Annotated in this window: 16 protein-coding genes; 4 read left to right on the forward strand and 12 right to left on the reverse strand. The window is 69.8% G+C overall.

Going from position 1 to position 14,027, the window contains the following annotated elements:
- The 3 genes from HUV06_RS04185 to HUV06_RS04195 form a co-directional block, all read right to left on the reverse strand.
- Positions 1-493 (reverse strand): HAD hydrolase-like protein (locus tag HUV06_RS04185; RefSeq protein ID WP_174300017.1); only part of this gene is annotated, 493 nt, incomplete at its 3' end.
- Complete coding sequence (locus tag HUV06_RS04190) at positions 490-1,515, reverse strand: RluA family pseudouridine synthase (RefSeq protein WP_174300018.1); 1,026 nt, start codon at positions 1,513-1,515, stop codon at positions 490-492. The genes HUV06_RS04185 and HUV06_RS04190, both read right to left, overlap by 4 nt.
- A complete protein-coding gene (locus tag HUV06_RS04195; protein ID WP_174300019.1) occupies positions 1,512-1,898 on the reverse strand; it encodes a CrcB family protein in 387 nt (128 codons plus the stop codon). Before HUV06_RS04195 ends, HUV06_RS04190 begins: the two co-directional genes overlap by 4 nt.
- A 95-nt stretch (positions 1,899-1,993) precedes the next feature.
- Here HUV06_RS04195 and HUV06_RS04200 point away from each other — a divergent pair, with 95 nt between their 5' ends.
- A complete protein-coding gene (locus HUV06_RS04200) occupies positions 1,994-2,302 on the forward strand; it encodes a chorismate mutase (RefSeq protein ID WP_254600868.1) in 309 nt (102 codons plus the stop codon).
- Positions 2,303-2,321: 19 nt separating this feature from the next.
- Here HUV06_RS04200 and HUV06_RS04205 read toward each other — a convergent pair whose 3' ends face one another.
- Complete coding sequence (locus HUV06_RS04205) at positions 2,322-3,350, reverse strand: glycosyl transferase family 90 (protein WP_174300021.1); 1,029 nt, start codon at positions 3,348-3,350, stop codon at positions 2,322-2,324.
- Between the two features lie 263 nt (positions 3,351-3,613).
- On the opposite strand from HUV06_RS04205, the gene HUV06_RS04210 reads away from it, so the two are divergent.
- Both HUV06_RS04210 and HUV06_RS04215 read left to right on the forward strand, forming a co-directional pair.
- Entirely contained in the window at positions 3,614-4,852 is a 1,239-nt protein-coding gene (locus tag HUV06_RS04210) for a putative DNA modification/repair radical SAM protein (RefSeq protein WP_174300022.1), read from the forward strand.
- A 160-nt stretch (positions 4,853-5,012) separates the two neighbouring features.
- A complete protein-coding gene (locus HUV06_RS04215) occupies positions 5,013-6,446 on the forward strand; it encodes a UdgX family uracil-DNA binding protein (protein WP_174300023.1) in 1,434 nt (477 codons plus the stop codon).
- A 165-nt stretch (positions 6,447-6,611) separates the two neighbouring features.
- Here HUV06_RS04215 and dxs read toward each other — a convergent pair whose 3' ends face one another.
- From dxs to HUV06_RS04240, 5 genes are all read right to left on the reverse strand, one after another.
- Positions 6,612-8,525, reverse strand: coding sequence for a 1-deoxy-D-xylulose-5-phosphate synthase (gene dxs / locus HUV06_RS04220; protein ID WP_174300024.1), 1,914 nt, complete (start codon positions 8,523-8,525; stop codon positions 6,612-6,614).
- A 40-nt stretch (positions 8,526-8,565) separates the two neighbouring features.
- A complete protein-coding gene (locus HUV06_RS04225) occupies positions 8,566-9,435 on the reverse strand; it encodes a polyprenyl synthetase family protein (protein ID WP_174300025.1) in 870 nt (289 codons plus the stop codon).
- Between the two features lie 64 nt (positions 9,436-9,499).
- Positions 9,500-9,757 carry an exodeoxyribonuclease VII small subunit gene (locus HUV06_RS04230; protein WP_174300026.1) on the reverse strand — a complete coding sequence of 86 codons (258 nt, stop codon included), beginning with the start codon at positions 9,755-9,757 and terminating at the stop codon, positions 9,500-9,502.
- Between the two features lie 73 nt (positions 9,758-9,830).
- Positions 9,831-10,478, reverse strand: coding sequence for a histidine phosphatase family protein (locus HUV06_RS04235; protein WP_174300027.1), 648 nt, complete (start codon positions 10,476-10,478; stop codon positions 9,831-9,833).
- Between the two features lie 54 nt (positions 10,479-10,532).
- Complete coding sequence (locus tag HUV06_RS04240; RefSeq protein WP_174300028.1) at positions 10,533-11,450, reverse strand: histone deacetylase family protein; 918 nt, start codon at positions 11,448-11,450, stop codon at positions 10,533-10,535.
- A gap of 66 nt (positions 11,451-11,516) precedes the next feature.
- Between HUV06_RS04240 and HUV06_RS04245 the strand changes: the two genes are divergently transcribed.
- Positions 11,517-12,047: a GNAT family N-acetyltransferase gene (locus HUV06_RS04245; RefSeq protein ID WP_174300029.1), complete on the forward strand. Its 531-nt coding sequence runs from the start codon at positions 11,517-11,519 to the stop codon at positions 12,045-12,047.
- Between the two features lie 9 nt (positions 12,048-12,056).
- On the opposite strand, the gene HUV06_RS04250 is transcribed toward HUV06_RS04245, so the two are convergent.
- The 3 genes from HUV06_RS04250 to HUV06_RS04260 are packed head-to-tail and all read right to left on the reverse strand — an operon-like array spanning position 12,057 to position 13,960.
- Entirely contained in the window at positions 12,057-12,413 is a 357-nt protein-coding gene (locus tag HUV06_RS04250) for a DUF3140 domain-containing protein (RefSeq protein WP_174300030.1), read from the reverse strand.
- 43 nt (positions 12,414-12,456) lie between these two features.
- The gene (locus tag HUV06_RS04255) at positions 12,457-12,924 is read right to left on the reverse strand and encodes an NUDIX domain-containing protein (RefSeq protein WP_174300031.1); all 468 of its coding nucleotides are present in this window, start codon (positions 12,922-12,924) and stop codon (positions 12,457-12,459) included.
- A gap of 1 nt (position 12,925) precedes the next feature.
- A complete protein-coding gene (locus tag HUV06_RS04260; RefSeq protein WP_254600869.1) occupies positions 12,926-13,960 on the reverse strand; it encodes a S1/P1 Nuclease in 1,035 nt (344 codons plus the stop codon).
- Positions 13,961-14,027: the final 67 nt, after the last annotated feature.

Below are 14,027 nucleotides of genomic sequence, written 5' to 3' on the forward strand. Positions count from 1 at the left end.
CCATGACCGTGCAGGCGGGCTCCGCATCCAGGGCGCGCATGGCGTCCAGCAACATGGCGGGATGGGGCTTGCCGGGACCGTCGTCGCCGCAGTGGGTGCTGTCGAACAGGTCGGCCCAGGCGTGCATTGCCATGATCATCTCCACCCCGCGGCGGGACTTGCCGGTGGCCATGGCGATGCGCCAGCCCTCGCCCTTCAAGCGGTCCAGCAGCTCGGCCGCGCCGGCATAGAGCGGTTCGGTGAAGCCCGGCTGGCGATGCAGGTCGCCGAAGCTCGACTTGTAGCAGGACACCAGCTGGTCGAACACCTCGGGCGGCTGCTCCGGCGCGAGCTGGGCGAGACCTTCGGCAAGGTTCAGGCCCACGATCTGGCGGAGCGCGTCGTAGGGTGGCGGCGTGAGCCCGACGGTGTGAAAGGCGGCGTCGGACGCCTGCTTGAGGATGGCGCGGCTGTCCACCAGCGTGCCGTCGACATCGAACACCACCAGCTTCATGGCTTGCGCGTCTTCGCCGGAGAGGGCGGCCTGCGCTGGCGGGCAAAGGGATCGGCCGGCGCCTCGCGTTCGTCGAAGCCGAAGCGGGCGAAGCCCTCCTTCATCTCGGCGCTGAGCGGCGCCTCCAGCACCAGCTGGTCCCGAGACGGATGCGGCAGCTCCAGCCGACGGGCGTGCAGCTGCAGCTTCAGTCCGGCTGAGAGGGCGGCGGACGCCTCGTCGCAGTATTTGGGATCGCCCAGGATGGGATGGCCGATGGCCTTCATGTGGGCGCGCAGCTGGTGGGTGCGGCCGGTATGGGGCTGCAGGGCCATCCAGGCGGCCCGGTGGGCGGCGCGGTTGACGGTCACGTATTCCGTCTCCGCCGTCTCCGCGCCGAAGTCTTTGGGATCGGCCGGCACGACCATCTCGCGGTCGCCCACGCCCTTCTTCATCAGGTGCAGCTCGATGATCCCCTCGTGCGGCTTGGGTTCGCCGGCGACGATGGCCCAGTAGATCTTCTTCGCGCGCCGCTTGGCGAAGGCGCCCGACAGGCTCGCCGCCGCCGCGGGGGTCTTGCCCAGCAGCAGGACGCCCGAGGTATCGCGGTCGAGCCGGTGCACCAGGCGCGGACGGTCCATCCCCTCACCCCAGGCGGAGAGCAGCCGGTCGACGTGCTTGGTGGTCTTGGTGCCGCCCTGCACCGCAAGCCCTGAGGGCTTGTTCAGGGCCAGCACCTCGTCGTCCTCGTAGAGCACCAGGGAGTGCGCGAAGGCGATGTCTCGGGGCGACAGGCCGGCCTTTTGCGCCTCGGGCGTGAGCGCGTCCGGGATGGGCGGCACGCGCACCTGGTGACCGGCCGCCAGTCGCGTGTCCACCTTGGCGCGGCCGCCGTCCACGCGGACCTGGCCGGTGCGCACCAAGCGGTTGATCTGGATATGGTTCAGGTGGGGCCAGCGGCGCTTGAACCAACGGTCCAGCCGCACGCCCTCCTCCGCCGCGTCCACGGTGAGGGTCAGGACCGCGCGGGACCCCTCGCTCACGCCAGCGCCCGCCGCGTGACGAACAGGCCTAGCATCACCGCCAGGATGGAGAGCGCCACCGACCCGCTGACATAGCCCGCCGCCGTCGCGTACTCTCGCCGCTGCAGCAGCAGCACGGTGTCCAGCGAGAAGGAGGAGAAGGTGGTGAAGCCGCCCAGCGCCCCGACGCCCAGCAGCAGCCGCCACCGTTCCTGACCCATGCCGCCCCGGAGCGCCAGCACCCCGACCAGGCAGCCCATCAGCAGCCCGCCCAGCACGTTGATCCCGCCGATGGCCAGCCAGCCGCGCACCAGGCCGAACGCACGCCCGTAACCGACGCCGGTCAGATAACGGCAGACGGCGCCCGTCCCACCGCCGACGAACACCAGAAGGAGGTTGACCATGGCCGCCTTATACCGGATCGGCGGGCCGGTCCAAACGCACGCGTTCAGACGCACGCGTCCAGACGCAGATGGTCCGAACCCACCGGGAGCCCGCGATGTCCGATCCCCTTCCGCCGCAGGACTGCCGAGACATGGCCGAGGTCCGCGCCGGCGTGGACGCGCTGGACCAGCGCCTGGTCGCCCTGCTGGCGATCCGCCAGGGCTATATGGACGCCGCCGCCCGCATCAAGACCGACCGGGGAAAGGTCTACGACGCAGACCGGATCGAGGACGTGGTGGCCAAGGTGAAGGCCTCAGCCCGACAGCAGGGCCTCGCCGACGTCATCGCTGAGCCTCTGTGGCGCGTGCTGATGGAGCTCTGCATCGCCTATGAGTTGAAGGCATGGGACCGGCTGCACGCGTGACCGGCCGCCTAAGGCCGCCTCACCGGCCATCGAGCATGTCGACATAGCCCTGCAAAAGCGCCGCGACGTAGCGTTGGCACGGCCCCCGGCGCAGGTGACGGCTGAAAAAGCTCCGGCCTGCACGCGCGATCTTGGCATAGCGGCGCGGATAGGCCTCGCTGTCCGCCACCACCGCCTCCACGTCCGCGTCCTGGGCGACAGGCACGAAGTGCACCCAGGGCTGCAGGCCCTTGAAGTAGAAGAGCTCGTAGTCCGACTCGTATCGGACCAGCGTGCCGTTGCTGTGCAGGGCGACGGCCACGCGCGAGCAGGTCGCGCCGTTGCCGTCGATCGAGAGGATGTGGCGGTAGCGCATCTGTTCCGGCCACGAGACGAAAGTCTCCCCAAAGCCCAGCGCCCTCGCCGCAGCCGCGGTCTCCTCGGAATCGCACTGGACCACGTTGGGCAGCTGGAAAATGACTCGCCGGCTATTCCGGAAGGCCTGGGCGGCGCGAAGGCGCGGGGTGGCGAGCCGTCTCACCGTGTCCAGGGTCAGGGTCTCACCCGTCGTCGAGCCGACGAAGATCGCCTGGTTGCGCTTCTGACGGTAACGGGTCCTGTCGCGCCAATGCGCATGTTCGAAGTAGCCGAACTCCAGCAGGTCTATGTCCGGAAGCAGAAGGTTGGCCGCATGTCGCCGCTTCTGGAAAGAAAACAGAGGCAGGCCTTCGACGCTGGACGGGAGGTCGCTGACGTCTATCCCCAGAGCGAAGTTCCCGCTCACCCGGCTCCGACGCAGGCTGGCCTGCAGCAGCTCGCCATAGGTCCGCGCCCGCCGGTTGACCATGTCGACAATCGCTCGATTGGCGTCAGGGCCGATCTCGTCGTTGGTCTTGCGCCGGCAGAACACCCGCCCGTCGCGAACGTCGTAGCGGAACAGCGCTCCGTGCTCGGCCGCCGCGATGTCGATCGCCGCACTGACCTCCTGGTGAGTGAGGCCCCGTCCGCGCCAGGGCGCGAGTTCGAGCTCAGCCCAGGTGCGGGCGGAGGCGCTGGCCGAAGCTGTCATCGGCCGGCCGATGGCGACGGCCGCAGGGCCAGGCAAAAAGGGATCAGAGCTTCCTCGATGGCGATCGATCCGCCGCAGGCGGGCGACAGCAAGTGGCGAACGCTGCCCGCTTCTTCGAACGCCAGAGTGTCGGTTCCCTGCTTACGGCGAGCCCGAGGCGGGAGGCAAGTTCACAGCCGCCTGCCGCTCGCATCGCCCGCCTCCGCGACGTTTCAGCCGAGGCCAGGCTGGACGGAACATAGATGGAACGCTACCCCTGACTCGTGGCCAGCATCCCTCTCAGGCGTAAGCTCGAAATCCTCAGCGATGCGGCCAAGTACGACGCGTCCTGTGCGTCGAGCGGAGGCGCCAAGCGCAGCTCCAAGGACGGGCGAGGGATTGGCTCGACCGACTCCGGCATGGGGGTCTGCCACGCCTTCACCCCGGACGGGCGGTGCGTCTCCCTGCTGAAGATCCTGCTGACCAACTTCTGCGTCTTTGATTGCGCCTACTGCGTGAACCGGGTCTCCAGCAACGTGGCCCGGGCTAGGTTCTCCGTGGAAGAGGTGGTCCAGCTCACCCTCGACTTCTACAAGCGCAACTATATCGAAGGCCTGTTCCTCTCCTCCGGCGTCATCCGGTCGGCCGACTTCACGCAGGAGGAGCTGAACCGCGTGGCCAAGACGCTGCGCGAGGTCCACGACTTCCGCGGCTACATCCACCTGAAGTTGGTGGCCGGGTGCAGCCCTGAGCTGGCCGTGGCCGCAGGGCTCTACGCCGACCGCCTCTCGGTGAACATCGAGCTGCCGAGCGACGACACGCTGAAGCGGCTGGCGCCCGAAAAGAGCGGCGAGGACATCAAGCGGGCCATGGGTGCGGTGCGCCTCGGCATCGACGACTCCAAGGACCAGACCCACACCGGTCGGAAGGCCGCGAAGTTCTCGCCTGCCGGCCAGAGCACCCAGATGATCGTGGGCGCCGACGCCTGCACCGACGCCGACATCCTTACGCGGTCGGAGAGTCTCTACGGCGGCTATGGGTTGAAGCGGGTCTACTACTCCGCCTTCAGCCCCATCCCGGACGCCAGCCAGGCCCTGCCGCTGAGCCGGCCGCCCCTGATGCGGGAGCATCGCCTGTACCAGGCCGACTGGCTGATGCGCTACTACGGCTTCTCCCGCACCGAGATCGCCTCGGCTGCGCCGGACGGCATGCTGGACCTGGAGCGCGACCCCAAGCTGATGTGGGCGCTGGCCAACCGCGACCGCTTCCCTGTGGACGTGAACCGGGCGGAGCGGGAGATGCTTCTGCGCATCCCGGGGCTGGGCGCCCGCTCGGTGGACACGCTGATCGGCGTGCGCCGGGTGAAGGCCATCCGGCTGGAGGACCTGCAGCGGCTGGCCCGCTCCGTGAAGCGGCTGCAGCCCTTCGTCATCACCGCCGATTGGCGGCCGGGCGCCGTGGACGAGCGGCTGGCGGAAGTCGCGCCACCGGTGGTGAAGCCGGTGCAGCTCAGCCTGTTCTGATGATCTCCTTTGAACCGCTCTTCCCGCCGAATGGCGGGGCCCAGATTACAAAACGCTGCGTTCAGGCCAACGTCCTGCAATCCTACGGTCCAGCGACCCACGCTCCGATCTGGGTCCCGGCATTGGGCGAGATGAGCGGATCAGGGGGCGCTGGTCGCTGATGTACGCCGTCCGCCTTGCCTCCGAGATCGACTTCGAGGGCTGGCGCCAGGCCGCCCGCAGGCTGCGCCTCGCAGACATCGAGCCTCCTCAGGTCGTCTGGCGCGTCGGCGAGGAGGCCGGACTGTTCGACGGGGCCGAACCTCCGCCCCCGCCGCCGGACACGGGCTTCTCCGCGCCGCGCGCCTTCGTGGAGCTGGCGCAGGGCGTGATCCTGCATCGCGACCCGGCGCGCTTCGAACTGCTCTATCGCCTGCTCTGGCGGCTGAAGGCCGAGCCGGAGCTGATGGCGGTGGCCACCGACGCCGACGTGGCTGCCGCCCAATTGATGCGCAAGCAGGTCCGCGACGCGGAGCACAAGATGCACGCCTTCCTGCGTTTCCGCCGGGTGGACGAGCCTGACGACCCGGAAGCGGTGGAGACCTACGTCGCCTGGTTCGAGCCGGCGCACCACATTGTGGAGCGCGGCGTCGATTTCTTCGTCCACCGCATGGCCAACCTGCGCTTCTCCATCCTGACACCGGAGGTCTGCGCTCACTGGAACGGGACCCTGTCGTTTTCCCCCGGCGTGGACGGGAGCCAGGCCCCGCCCGAGGATGCTCTGGAGGAGGACTGGCGCGTCTACTTCGCCTCGATCTTCAACCCCGCGCGGGTGAACGCCGAGCTGATGGCCCAGCACATGCCGCGCCGCTACTGGAAGAACATGCCCGAGGCCCGGCTGATCCCGGAGCTGGTCTCCCGCGCGAAAGGACGGACCGAAGCCATGGTGCAGGCGCCCCCCACCGTTCCCTCAGCCCGCGTGCGCCGTAAAGCTGCACCGGCGGAGGTTCCCGTCGCGCCGGGCGATGCGCCGGCGGACCTGACCCAAGTGGCCGCGGCGCTGCAGGCCTGCCGACGCTGCGATCTCTGGCGAGACGCCACGCAAGGGGTGCCGGGCGAGGGGCCGGGCGATGCGCCGCTGATGTTCGTGGGCGAGCAGCCGGGCGACATGGAGGACCTGAAGGGCCGCCCCTTCATCGGACCCGCCGGCCAACTGTTCAACCGCGCCCTGGCCGAAGCGGGCGTGCCGCGGGAGGCGGCCTACGTCACCAACGCGGTGAAGCACTTCAAGCACGAGCCGCGCGGCAAACGCCGCATCCACGCCAAGCCCAATGCCGGCGAGGTCAAGGCCTGCCGCTGGTGGCTTGAGACCGAGCGCACGCTCGTCAAGCCCAAGGTGATCGTGGCCCTGGGAGCCACCGCGGGGCTGTCGGTGTTCGGCCGCTCGGTGGCGGTGACGCGGGAGCGGGGCGTGATGGGCGAGGTAGAGGGCGGAGCGCTGGGCTTCCTCACCGTCCATCCCTCCTTCCTGCTCCGCCTGCCGGACGAGGCGAGCAAGGCCGCGGAGTTCGAGCGCTTCGTGCGCGATCTCGGCGAGGCCTACGCGCTAATGTGAACGGCTCTATGATCCGCTCATCCCGGCGGATGCCAGGACCCAGATCGTATGGCTCGTGTCCTCATCGATCGAGCACGACCAACCTTCAAAACGAGTCGCCCTGCAATCTGGGTCCCGGCATTCGCCGGGATGAGCGGAGTAAAGATTAAGCAGACCGCAAACGCTCTAGGCCCGCAGTCCCGCCTTAGGCCGATCCAGGCTCAGCGCGTTGAGCGCCACCTTGACAATGCCGTCCGCATCCAGCCCGGCGGCGCTATACATCAGCTCCGGCTTGTCCTGGTCCTGGAAGCGGTCCGGCAGGGTCATGGTGCGGACCTTCAGGCCGCGGTCCAGGGCGCCGCGCTCGGCCAGCATCTGCAGCACGAAGGCGCCGAAGCCGCCCACCGCGCCTTCCTCGATGGTGATCAGAGCCTCGTGGCTGCGGGCCAGGCGCAGGATCATCTCCTCGTCCAGCGGCTTGGCGAAGCGGGCGTCGGCGACGGTGGCGGACAGGCCGCGCGTCGCCAGCTGCTCGGCGGCCATCAGGCTCTCCTGCAGGCGGGTGCCGAAGGAGAGGATGGCGATGGCGGAGCCCTCGCGCACGACTCGCCCGCGGCCGATCTCCAGCGGCTCGGCCACCTCGGGCATCTCCACGCCCACGCCGTCGCCCCGGGGATAACGGAAGGCGCTCGGGCGGTCGTCGATGGCGACGGCGGTGGCGACCATGCGCGCCAGCTCCGCCTCGTCGGCGGCGGCCATCAGCACCATGTTGGGCAGTGCGCCCATGAAGCCGATGTCGAAGGAGCCGGCGTGGGTCGGGCCGTCGGCGCCCACCAGCCCCGCCCGGTCCATGGCGAAGCGCACGGGCAGCTTCTGGATCGCCACGTCGTGCACGACCTGGTCGTAGCCGCGCTGCAGGAAGGTGGAGTAGATGGCCGCGAACGGCTTCATGCCATCGGCCGCCATGCCGGCCGCAAAGGTCACCGCGTGCTGCTCGGCGATGCCCACGTCGAAGATTCGCTTGGGAAAGGCCTTGGCGAAGATGTCGAGCCCTGTGCCCGACGGCATGGCCGCGGTGATGGCCACGACGCGCTCGTCCTTCTGCGCCTGCTTGACGAGCTCGGTCCCGAACACCTTGGTGTAGCTCGGCGCGTTGGCCTTGGCCTTGCCCTGCTGGCCGGTGACCACGTCGAACTTGACCACGGCGTGCAGCTTGTCGGCGCTGTTCTCGGCGTGGGTATAGCCCTTGCCCTTCTGGGTGACGACATGGACCAGCACCGGCTGGTCGGTGATGTCGCGCACGTTCTTCAGGATGGGGACCAGCTGGTCCATGTTGTGGCCGTCGATCGGGCCCACGTAATAGAAGCCCAGCTCCTCGAAGAAGGTGCCGCCGGTGACCATGCCGCGGCCGTACTCCTCGGCCTTGCGCGCGGCCTCCTTGAACGGGCGCGGCAGGTGCTCGGCCACGCCTTTGCCGAAGCGGCGGATGGTGCGGTAGGCGCCGCCCGAGGCCAGCCCGGCCAGATAGGCGCTCATCCCGCCGACGGGGGGCGCGATGGACATGTCGTTGTCGTTCAGGATTACGATCAGCTGCTTGGTGGTCTCGGCCGCGTTGTTCATGGCCTCGTAGGCCATGCCCGCGCTCATGGAGCCGTCGCCGATCACGGCGATGACCTTATTATCCTCGCCCTTGGCGTCGCGGGCGGCGCAGAAGCCGAGCGCGGCGGAGATCGAGGTGGCGGCGTGCGCAGCACCGAAGGGGTCATACTCGCTCTCCGCCCGCTTGGTGAAGCCGGACAAGCCACCGCCCTGACGAAGCGTGCGGATGCGGTCGCGGCGGCCGGTGACGATCTTGTGCGGGTAGACCTGGTGCCCGACGTCCCAGATCAGCACGTCCCTGGGTGTCTCGAACACATGGTGCAGCGCGACCGTCAGCTCCACCACGCCCAGGCCCGATCCCAGGTGCCCGCCGGTGGTGGACACCGCGTCGATCATCTCGGCGCGGACTTCATCGGCGAGTTGACGAAGCTCCGGCGCCGTCAGCTTGCGCGTGTCGGTGGGGAAATGGACCGTATCAAGCAAGGGCGTATGCGGCGGCATAGGATCTCTGGGCCGAAGACGAGCGACGTTAGTCGCGGACTCAAGTGCTCCGGTCTAGCACGAAATCCACGCTGGCTCGAAGATAGGCGCCGGCGCTCCCGAAAACATCCAGGTGGGCGTGGCACTGGCTGATGAGCATGTCCACTCGCTTCCCCGCCGCCTCGCGGCCGAGCAGGGTCACGAAGTTGGCCTTGGGCGGCAAAGGCGGCGACGATCCCTTGCTGGCCAACGGCTCGCGAGGCTTTAGGTCGTGCTCATGATCGGTCAGATCGTCCAGGATCTGGTAGGCCAGGCCGAAGTCCTGGGCGAAGCCGAGCAGGGCGTGACGCTCCGGTTCCGGCGCCCGGGCGAGCACCAGCGGCGCTTCCACCGAGAAGGCGATCAGCGCGCCTGTCTTCATACGTTGCATCCTGGCAACAGTACGAAGATCGGCTCCCAGGCCCAGCAGGTCGAGCATCTGTCCGCCCGCCAGCCCCTTGGCGCCGGCGGCGAGCGCCAGCTTGCGCACCAGCTCGCAGCGGAGCTGCGCGTCCGGGTGGGTGTCGGGGTGGGCCATGATCTCGAAGGCGATGGACTGCAGCGCGTCGCCCGCCAGCACCGCCGTCGCCTCGTCATAGGCGCGGTGCACGGTGGGCCGCCCGCCCCGGATGTCGTCGTCGTCGAGAGCCGGCAGGTCGTCGTGGATCAGGCTGTGGGCGTGGATGCACTCCAGGGCGCAGGCGGTTCGCAGGACCGCTCGCTCCTCCACGTCCAGCATCCGCGCCGTCTCGAGGGTGAAGTAGGGCCGGATGCGGCGGCCTGGACCCAGCACGGCATAGCGCATGGCCTCCGTCAGCCGGCTTTCCGGCCCATCCGTGCGAGGCAGCAGCTGATCCAGGGCCACGGTGACCAGGTCCGAGGCCTCGACCATGCGCTGCCGGATGGTGGTGTCGAGCTGGTCCAGCGCCTTTACCCCTCCCCGCCCTGGCTCCCGCTCAACTGAAATCCGCCGGTTCGGCGCGGATGGCCTCGCCCTGCGGTCCCACGACGATCTTCTCGACCCTCAGGCGGGCGGCGGCGAGCCGCGCCTCGCAATGCGCCTTCAGAGCCGCGCCGCGTTCGTAGATCTCGATGGAGCGTTCAAGCGGCGCCTGGCCGGACTCGAGCTCCGACACGATCTTCTCCAGCTGTTCGAGCGCCTGCTCGAAGCTGAGGCTCGAGAGGTCCGGCGGGATGGGGGGCGCGGCGCTCATCGACCCTTCCTAGCGGGCGCGGGTGAGGTCGCCAACCATGATGACGAGTCTGGCCCGGCGCCATCCGCAAGCCTTATCGTCGCTCGAAGCGTCGCGTGGACCAGTACTTGAAGCCGCGGTCGTGCACGCAGCGCCAGCCGCGGCGGGTCAGCTCCACGCCCACCATGCCGTTGAAGAAGCCGTGCGCCACCACCAGCACGTGCCTGCCCGCCTCGGCCTCGCCCACCAGCCTGTCGGCCACGGTGCGGGCGCGAGCCCAGGCCGTCCGCCGGCTTTCCTGGCCTGCGCTGTGACCGCAATACCAGAGGAAGCGGGTGATCACGCCCCAGGCCTTGGGGCCCAGGCGCAGGAAGGCGGGCGCGTGCGGCGCCGGCAGAGGCGCCTCCACGAACATGGCGTCGCGGACGAACGTCCGGCCGAGGGCCAGGGCCTCCGCCGTCTCGATGGCCCGGCGCCGGGTGGAGCAGAAGAGCACGTCCGCCTCCTTCGCCGCCTGCACGAGGGGCTCCGGCGGGGTCTGGCCCGGCAGGATGCCTCCGACCTCATAGGCCGCCCACCAGCGGTCATAGGCGCGCGCGTCCAGCTTGATCTTGCGGGACAGGGCCGGTTCGCCGTGGCGGGCCAGTACGATGGACCCGGGCGGCTGCGTATTCGCCACGGCTGGCGGGGGATGGGCGAGGCGCGAGCGGTCGGCTGCGGCGGGCTGGTCGGCGTCGCTCATCTGCCTCGGGGCCGACGCCGGCGCGACAAGTACAGCGCCGCGGAAGACACGCCCCTAAACCTCCGCCAAGGCCCGCACGTGCGCCACGGCCGACTGACCGAGCGCTTCAAGGTCGTAACCGCCCTCCAGGGAGGACACAACCCGCCCGCGGCAACGCGCCCGGGCCACCTCCAGCACGGCCCGGGTCGCCCAGGCGAAGTCCTCCGCTTCCAACAGCTGATGGGCGAGCGGGTCGCGTCGGTGGGCGTCGAAGCCGGCGGAGATCAGGATCAGGTCCGGGGCGAAGGCGTGCACCCTCTGCATCAGGTCGGCCCAAGCCGCCCGCCAGGTCTCCCGCGGCGCCCCCGGCGCCACGATGGCGTTGGCGACGTTGCCGAGCCCGGTCTCCGACGGCGCTCCGGTCCCGGGATAAAGCGGCCACTGATGGGCCGAGGCCAGGAACAGGGTGTCGTCCACCTCGACCACCGCCTGGGTGCCGTTACCATGGTGCACGTCGAAGTCCACCACCGCGACGCGGCCCGCGCCCGCGGCCTGGGCGGCTCGGGCGGCCACCGCAACCGAGGAGAACAGGCAGAACCCCATGGCCCGGTCGGGCTCGGCATGGTGGCCCGGCGGGCGCACCGCGCAGAAGGCCCGCCCGATCTCGCCGGCCACGACGCGGCGGGCCGCCTCCGCGACGGCGCCCGCCGCCCGGAGCGCGGCGGGAAGGCTGCCGGGCGACAGGGTGGTGTCGGCGTCCAGCGCGACGGTCCCCCGCGAGGGGGCGGCTGAGAAGATGCGGTCCACATAGGCGGCTGGATGCACCCGCTCCAGCTCCGCACGCGAGGCCAGCGGCGCTCCGGACCAGTGAAGATCCAAGTCGCTGTCGGTCAGGGCGTCGATGACGGCGGCCAGGCGCTGCGGGCGTTCCGGATGCCCTGCGCCCGGAAAGTGGCCCTGCATGTCGGGGTGCGTCAGGACCTGCAGACTCACGCGTACACTCCGGCAGGGCGCAGGCGAAGCCTAGCACGCCGCCGGCCGCCTCGCTAAAGCCGACCCATGCCAGAGATCATCCTGCGGCGGGCCGGTCCGGCGGACGCCGAACGGCTGGCCCAGCTCGGCCTGCAGACGTTCCGCGAGACCTTCCTCGAAGGCTTCGCCATCCCCTATCCTGCTGCGGACCTGGAGGCCTTCCTGGCGGCGAACTACACGCCGGCGGTGTTCGAGCGGAAGCTGGCGGACCCCCTCCAGGCCACCTGGATCGCGGAAGGCGACGGCGGCGCCCTGGCCTATGCCAACGCCGGCCCCTGCCACCTGCCCCACCCCGACGTCCGGCCCGGCCATCTCGAGCTGAACAGGCTCTATGTCCTGTGCTTCGCCCAGGGCCTCGGGCTCGGCCGGCGGCTGCTGGACACGGCGCTGGACTGGATGGAGGAACAGGGGCCGGGGCCGCTGTGGCTCGGCGTGTGGTCCGGCAATCTGAAGGCCCAGTCGCTCTACGCCCGCCGCGGCTTCCGCCGGGTGGGGGACTACGAGTTCCCCGTGGGCGAGTGGCGCGACCACGAGTTCATCTTCCGGCGCGGCGACTAGGCCGGGACGCTAGCGCTTCATCGGGTCATGGCCCCAGTTCATCAGGGACTGGCGCCAGCGGCTGTGCTCCACGTCGCCGGAGGGCTTCTGGGCCAAGTGGCGATGCACATAGCCGACCACCTTCTTCATGTGGGCGTAGTCGGCCTCGGTCAGCGCGGCCTTCTTCTTGCGCTTGATGGCCACGATAAGCTCGCCGGACTTGTGCCCGACCGACTCCTTGCCGCCCGGATCCGACTTCGGCTCGCCGCCGGCCCAACCCACCGACTTGGACTCGTCGGTCTCCAGCCAGCCCTCCAGCTCCGAGGGCGTCATGTTCACAGCCGTGTCGAAATCCTTGGCGATCTCGTTGTGGTCGTCGTTGGCCATGGCCGGGCTCCTTTCCCGTACAACTGCGGCGCCTCCACATCGTTCAATCCGCCGTCAGGCGCAGCCACGCCGCCACCGCCCAGGCATGGGCGTCGTGGCGGAGCCGGCGCAGGGCGGACAGCGGCTCCAGCCAGACGAGTTCGTGGTCCGCCTCGATCTTCAGGGCGGGGTCCTCGTCCACCCCCGCCGCCTCGAACAGGGCGCAGAGGTTGTTGGCCGCCTGGCCGTCGGTCTTGACCAGGTACTGGCGGGCATGACCGAGGCGGCGGACAGGCCGCACCTTCAGGCCGGTCTCCTCCCCAAATTCACGCACCAGGGCGGTGGCGTCGTCCTCGCCAGGGTCCAATGCGCCGCCGGGCAGATCGTGATAGGGCGCGATGTCGGGCCGGGTGATCCGCACCACGGCGATCCGGCCCTCGCGCGGGACGATCCCGAAGGCGGCGGGGCGATCGGGATAGTCGAGCCCCGGCGCCCGGCGGCCGAACTGCAGCTGGCCCTCGGACTGCGTCATCTCAGTCGCTGCCATAGAACACCCCGATGGGCACGGGCTGGCCCGCCTCAGCGGCCTTGACGCCGATGTCCGGCTTGTAGCCGACCGTGGCGCTGTTGCTGGCGCGCCAGGCCGCCGCCACCATGTCGCGCAGCTTCGCCGCCCCTTCGGCCACCCTGGCGGTGGCGAAGGCCACGGCCTTCGGGTCGGCACGGGCGAAATCGCCTGCCCCCCACATGGCGTAGAGAGGCTCAACCTCCGCGCCGGTGGCGGCCAGGTAGGCGAGGGTGCAATCGGCGATGGGCGCGCAAGGCCGAGGCGCCCGCATGGCGGCCTCGACGCTCGCCAGGGTCAGGTGGTCGTGCACGAAGGCGCCCTCGAAAGGCGCGTGCAATTTGTCGTCGCTGTAGCCGTGCGGGTTGGGATAGGCGCCCCAGCCGTTGTGATGCACGCTCACGTGCAGCGGCTGGCTGGCGTCTCCGACGAAGTGCGCCCAATAGCCGATGTCACGGATCGTCAGGCCCACCCGCGTCTGCAGGTCGCGCGCGATCCAGGCCCGGTCGTCGGTGCTGGCGTCGCTTTTCAAGGCGGCGGTCTCGACGCGCCAGTAGGCCAGGTCCTTGACCACCTGCTCGAAGCCGTCCTCGATGTTGTAGGGCAGGTAGCCTGACCGGTAGGCGTCCGTTGCAACCGCCTGCAGGGCCAGGTCATAGGCCTCCCGATCCACAGGCATGGCGGAGAGCAGCGGGCCGCCGTTCACCCTTCCCTGGTCGTCGAGATCCAGGAAATGGCCCGGATCGAGATCGTGGTCGTGTGGCTGGCCGGACCCCTTGGAGCGGTCCGGCTCGCGCGCGATCTCGCCCACCGCCTGCACCGCGTCCGGCGAGCGCAGGAAGGCGGGCAGGTCAGGCGGCAGCATCTGCATCGCCGCCTCCCCGATCAGCCGGTGGCCCGTCGCGCCCCAGGCCAGCGCCGCCGTCGGCCCGGCGAGCGCCGCCGCGCTGCTCAGCAGTCCGCCGGCCACACGAAGGATGAGGATGCGACCCATGCCCGTCATCGGAGTTCTCCAGGCTGACGATCTCGTCCTAGGGCCAGCCCGTGCATAACGGAAGCGCGCCATCCGG

The sequence above is a fragment of the Caulobacter sp. S45 genome (assembly GCF_903642205.1).
In the GTDB taxonomy this organism is placed as follows: Bacteria; Pseudomonadota; Alphaproteobacteria; order Caulobacterales; family Caulobacteraceae; genus CAHJWH01.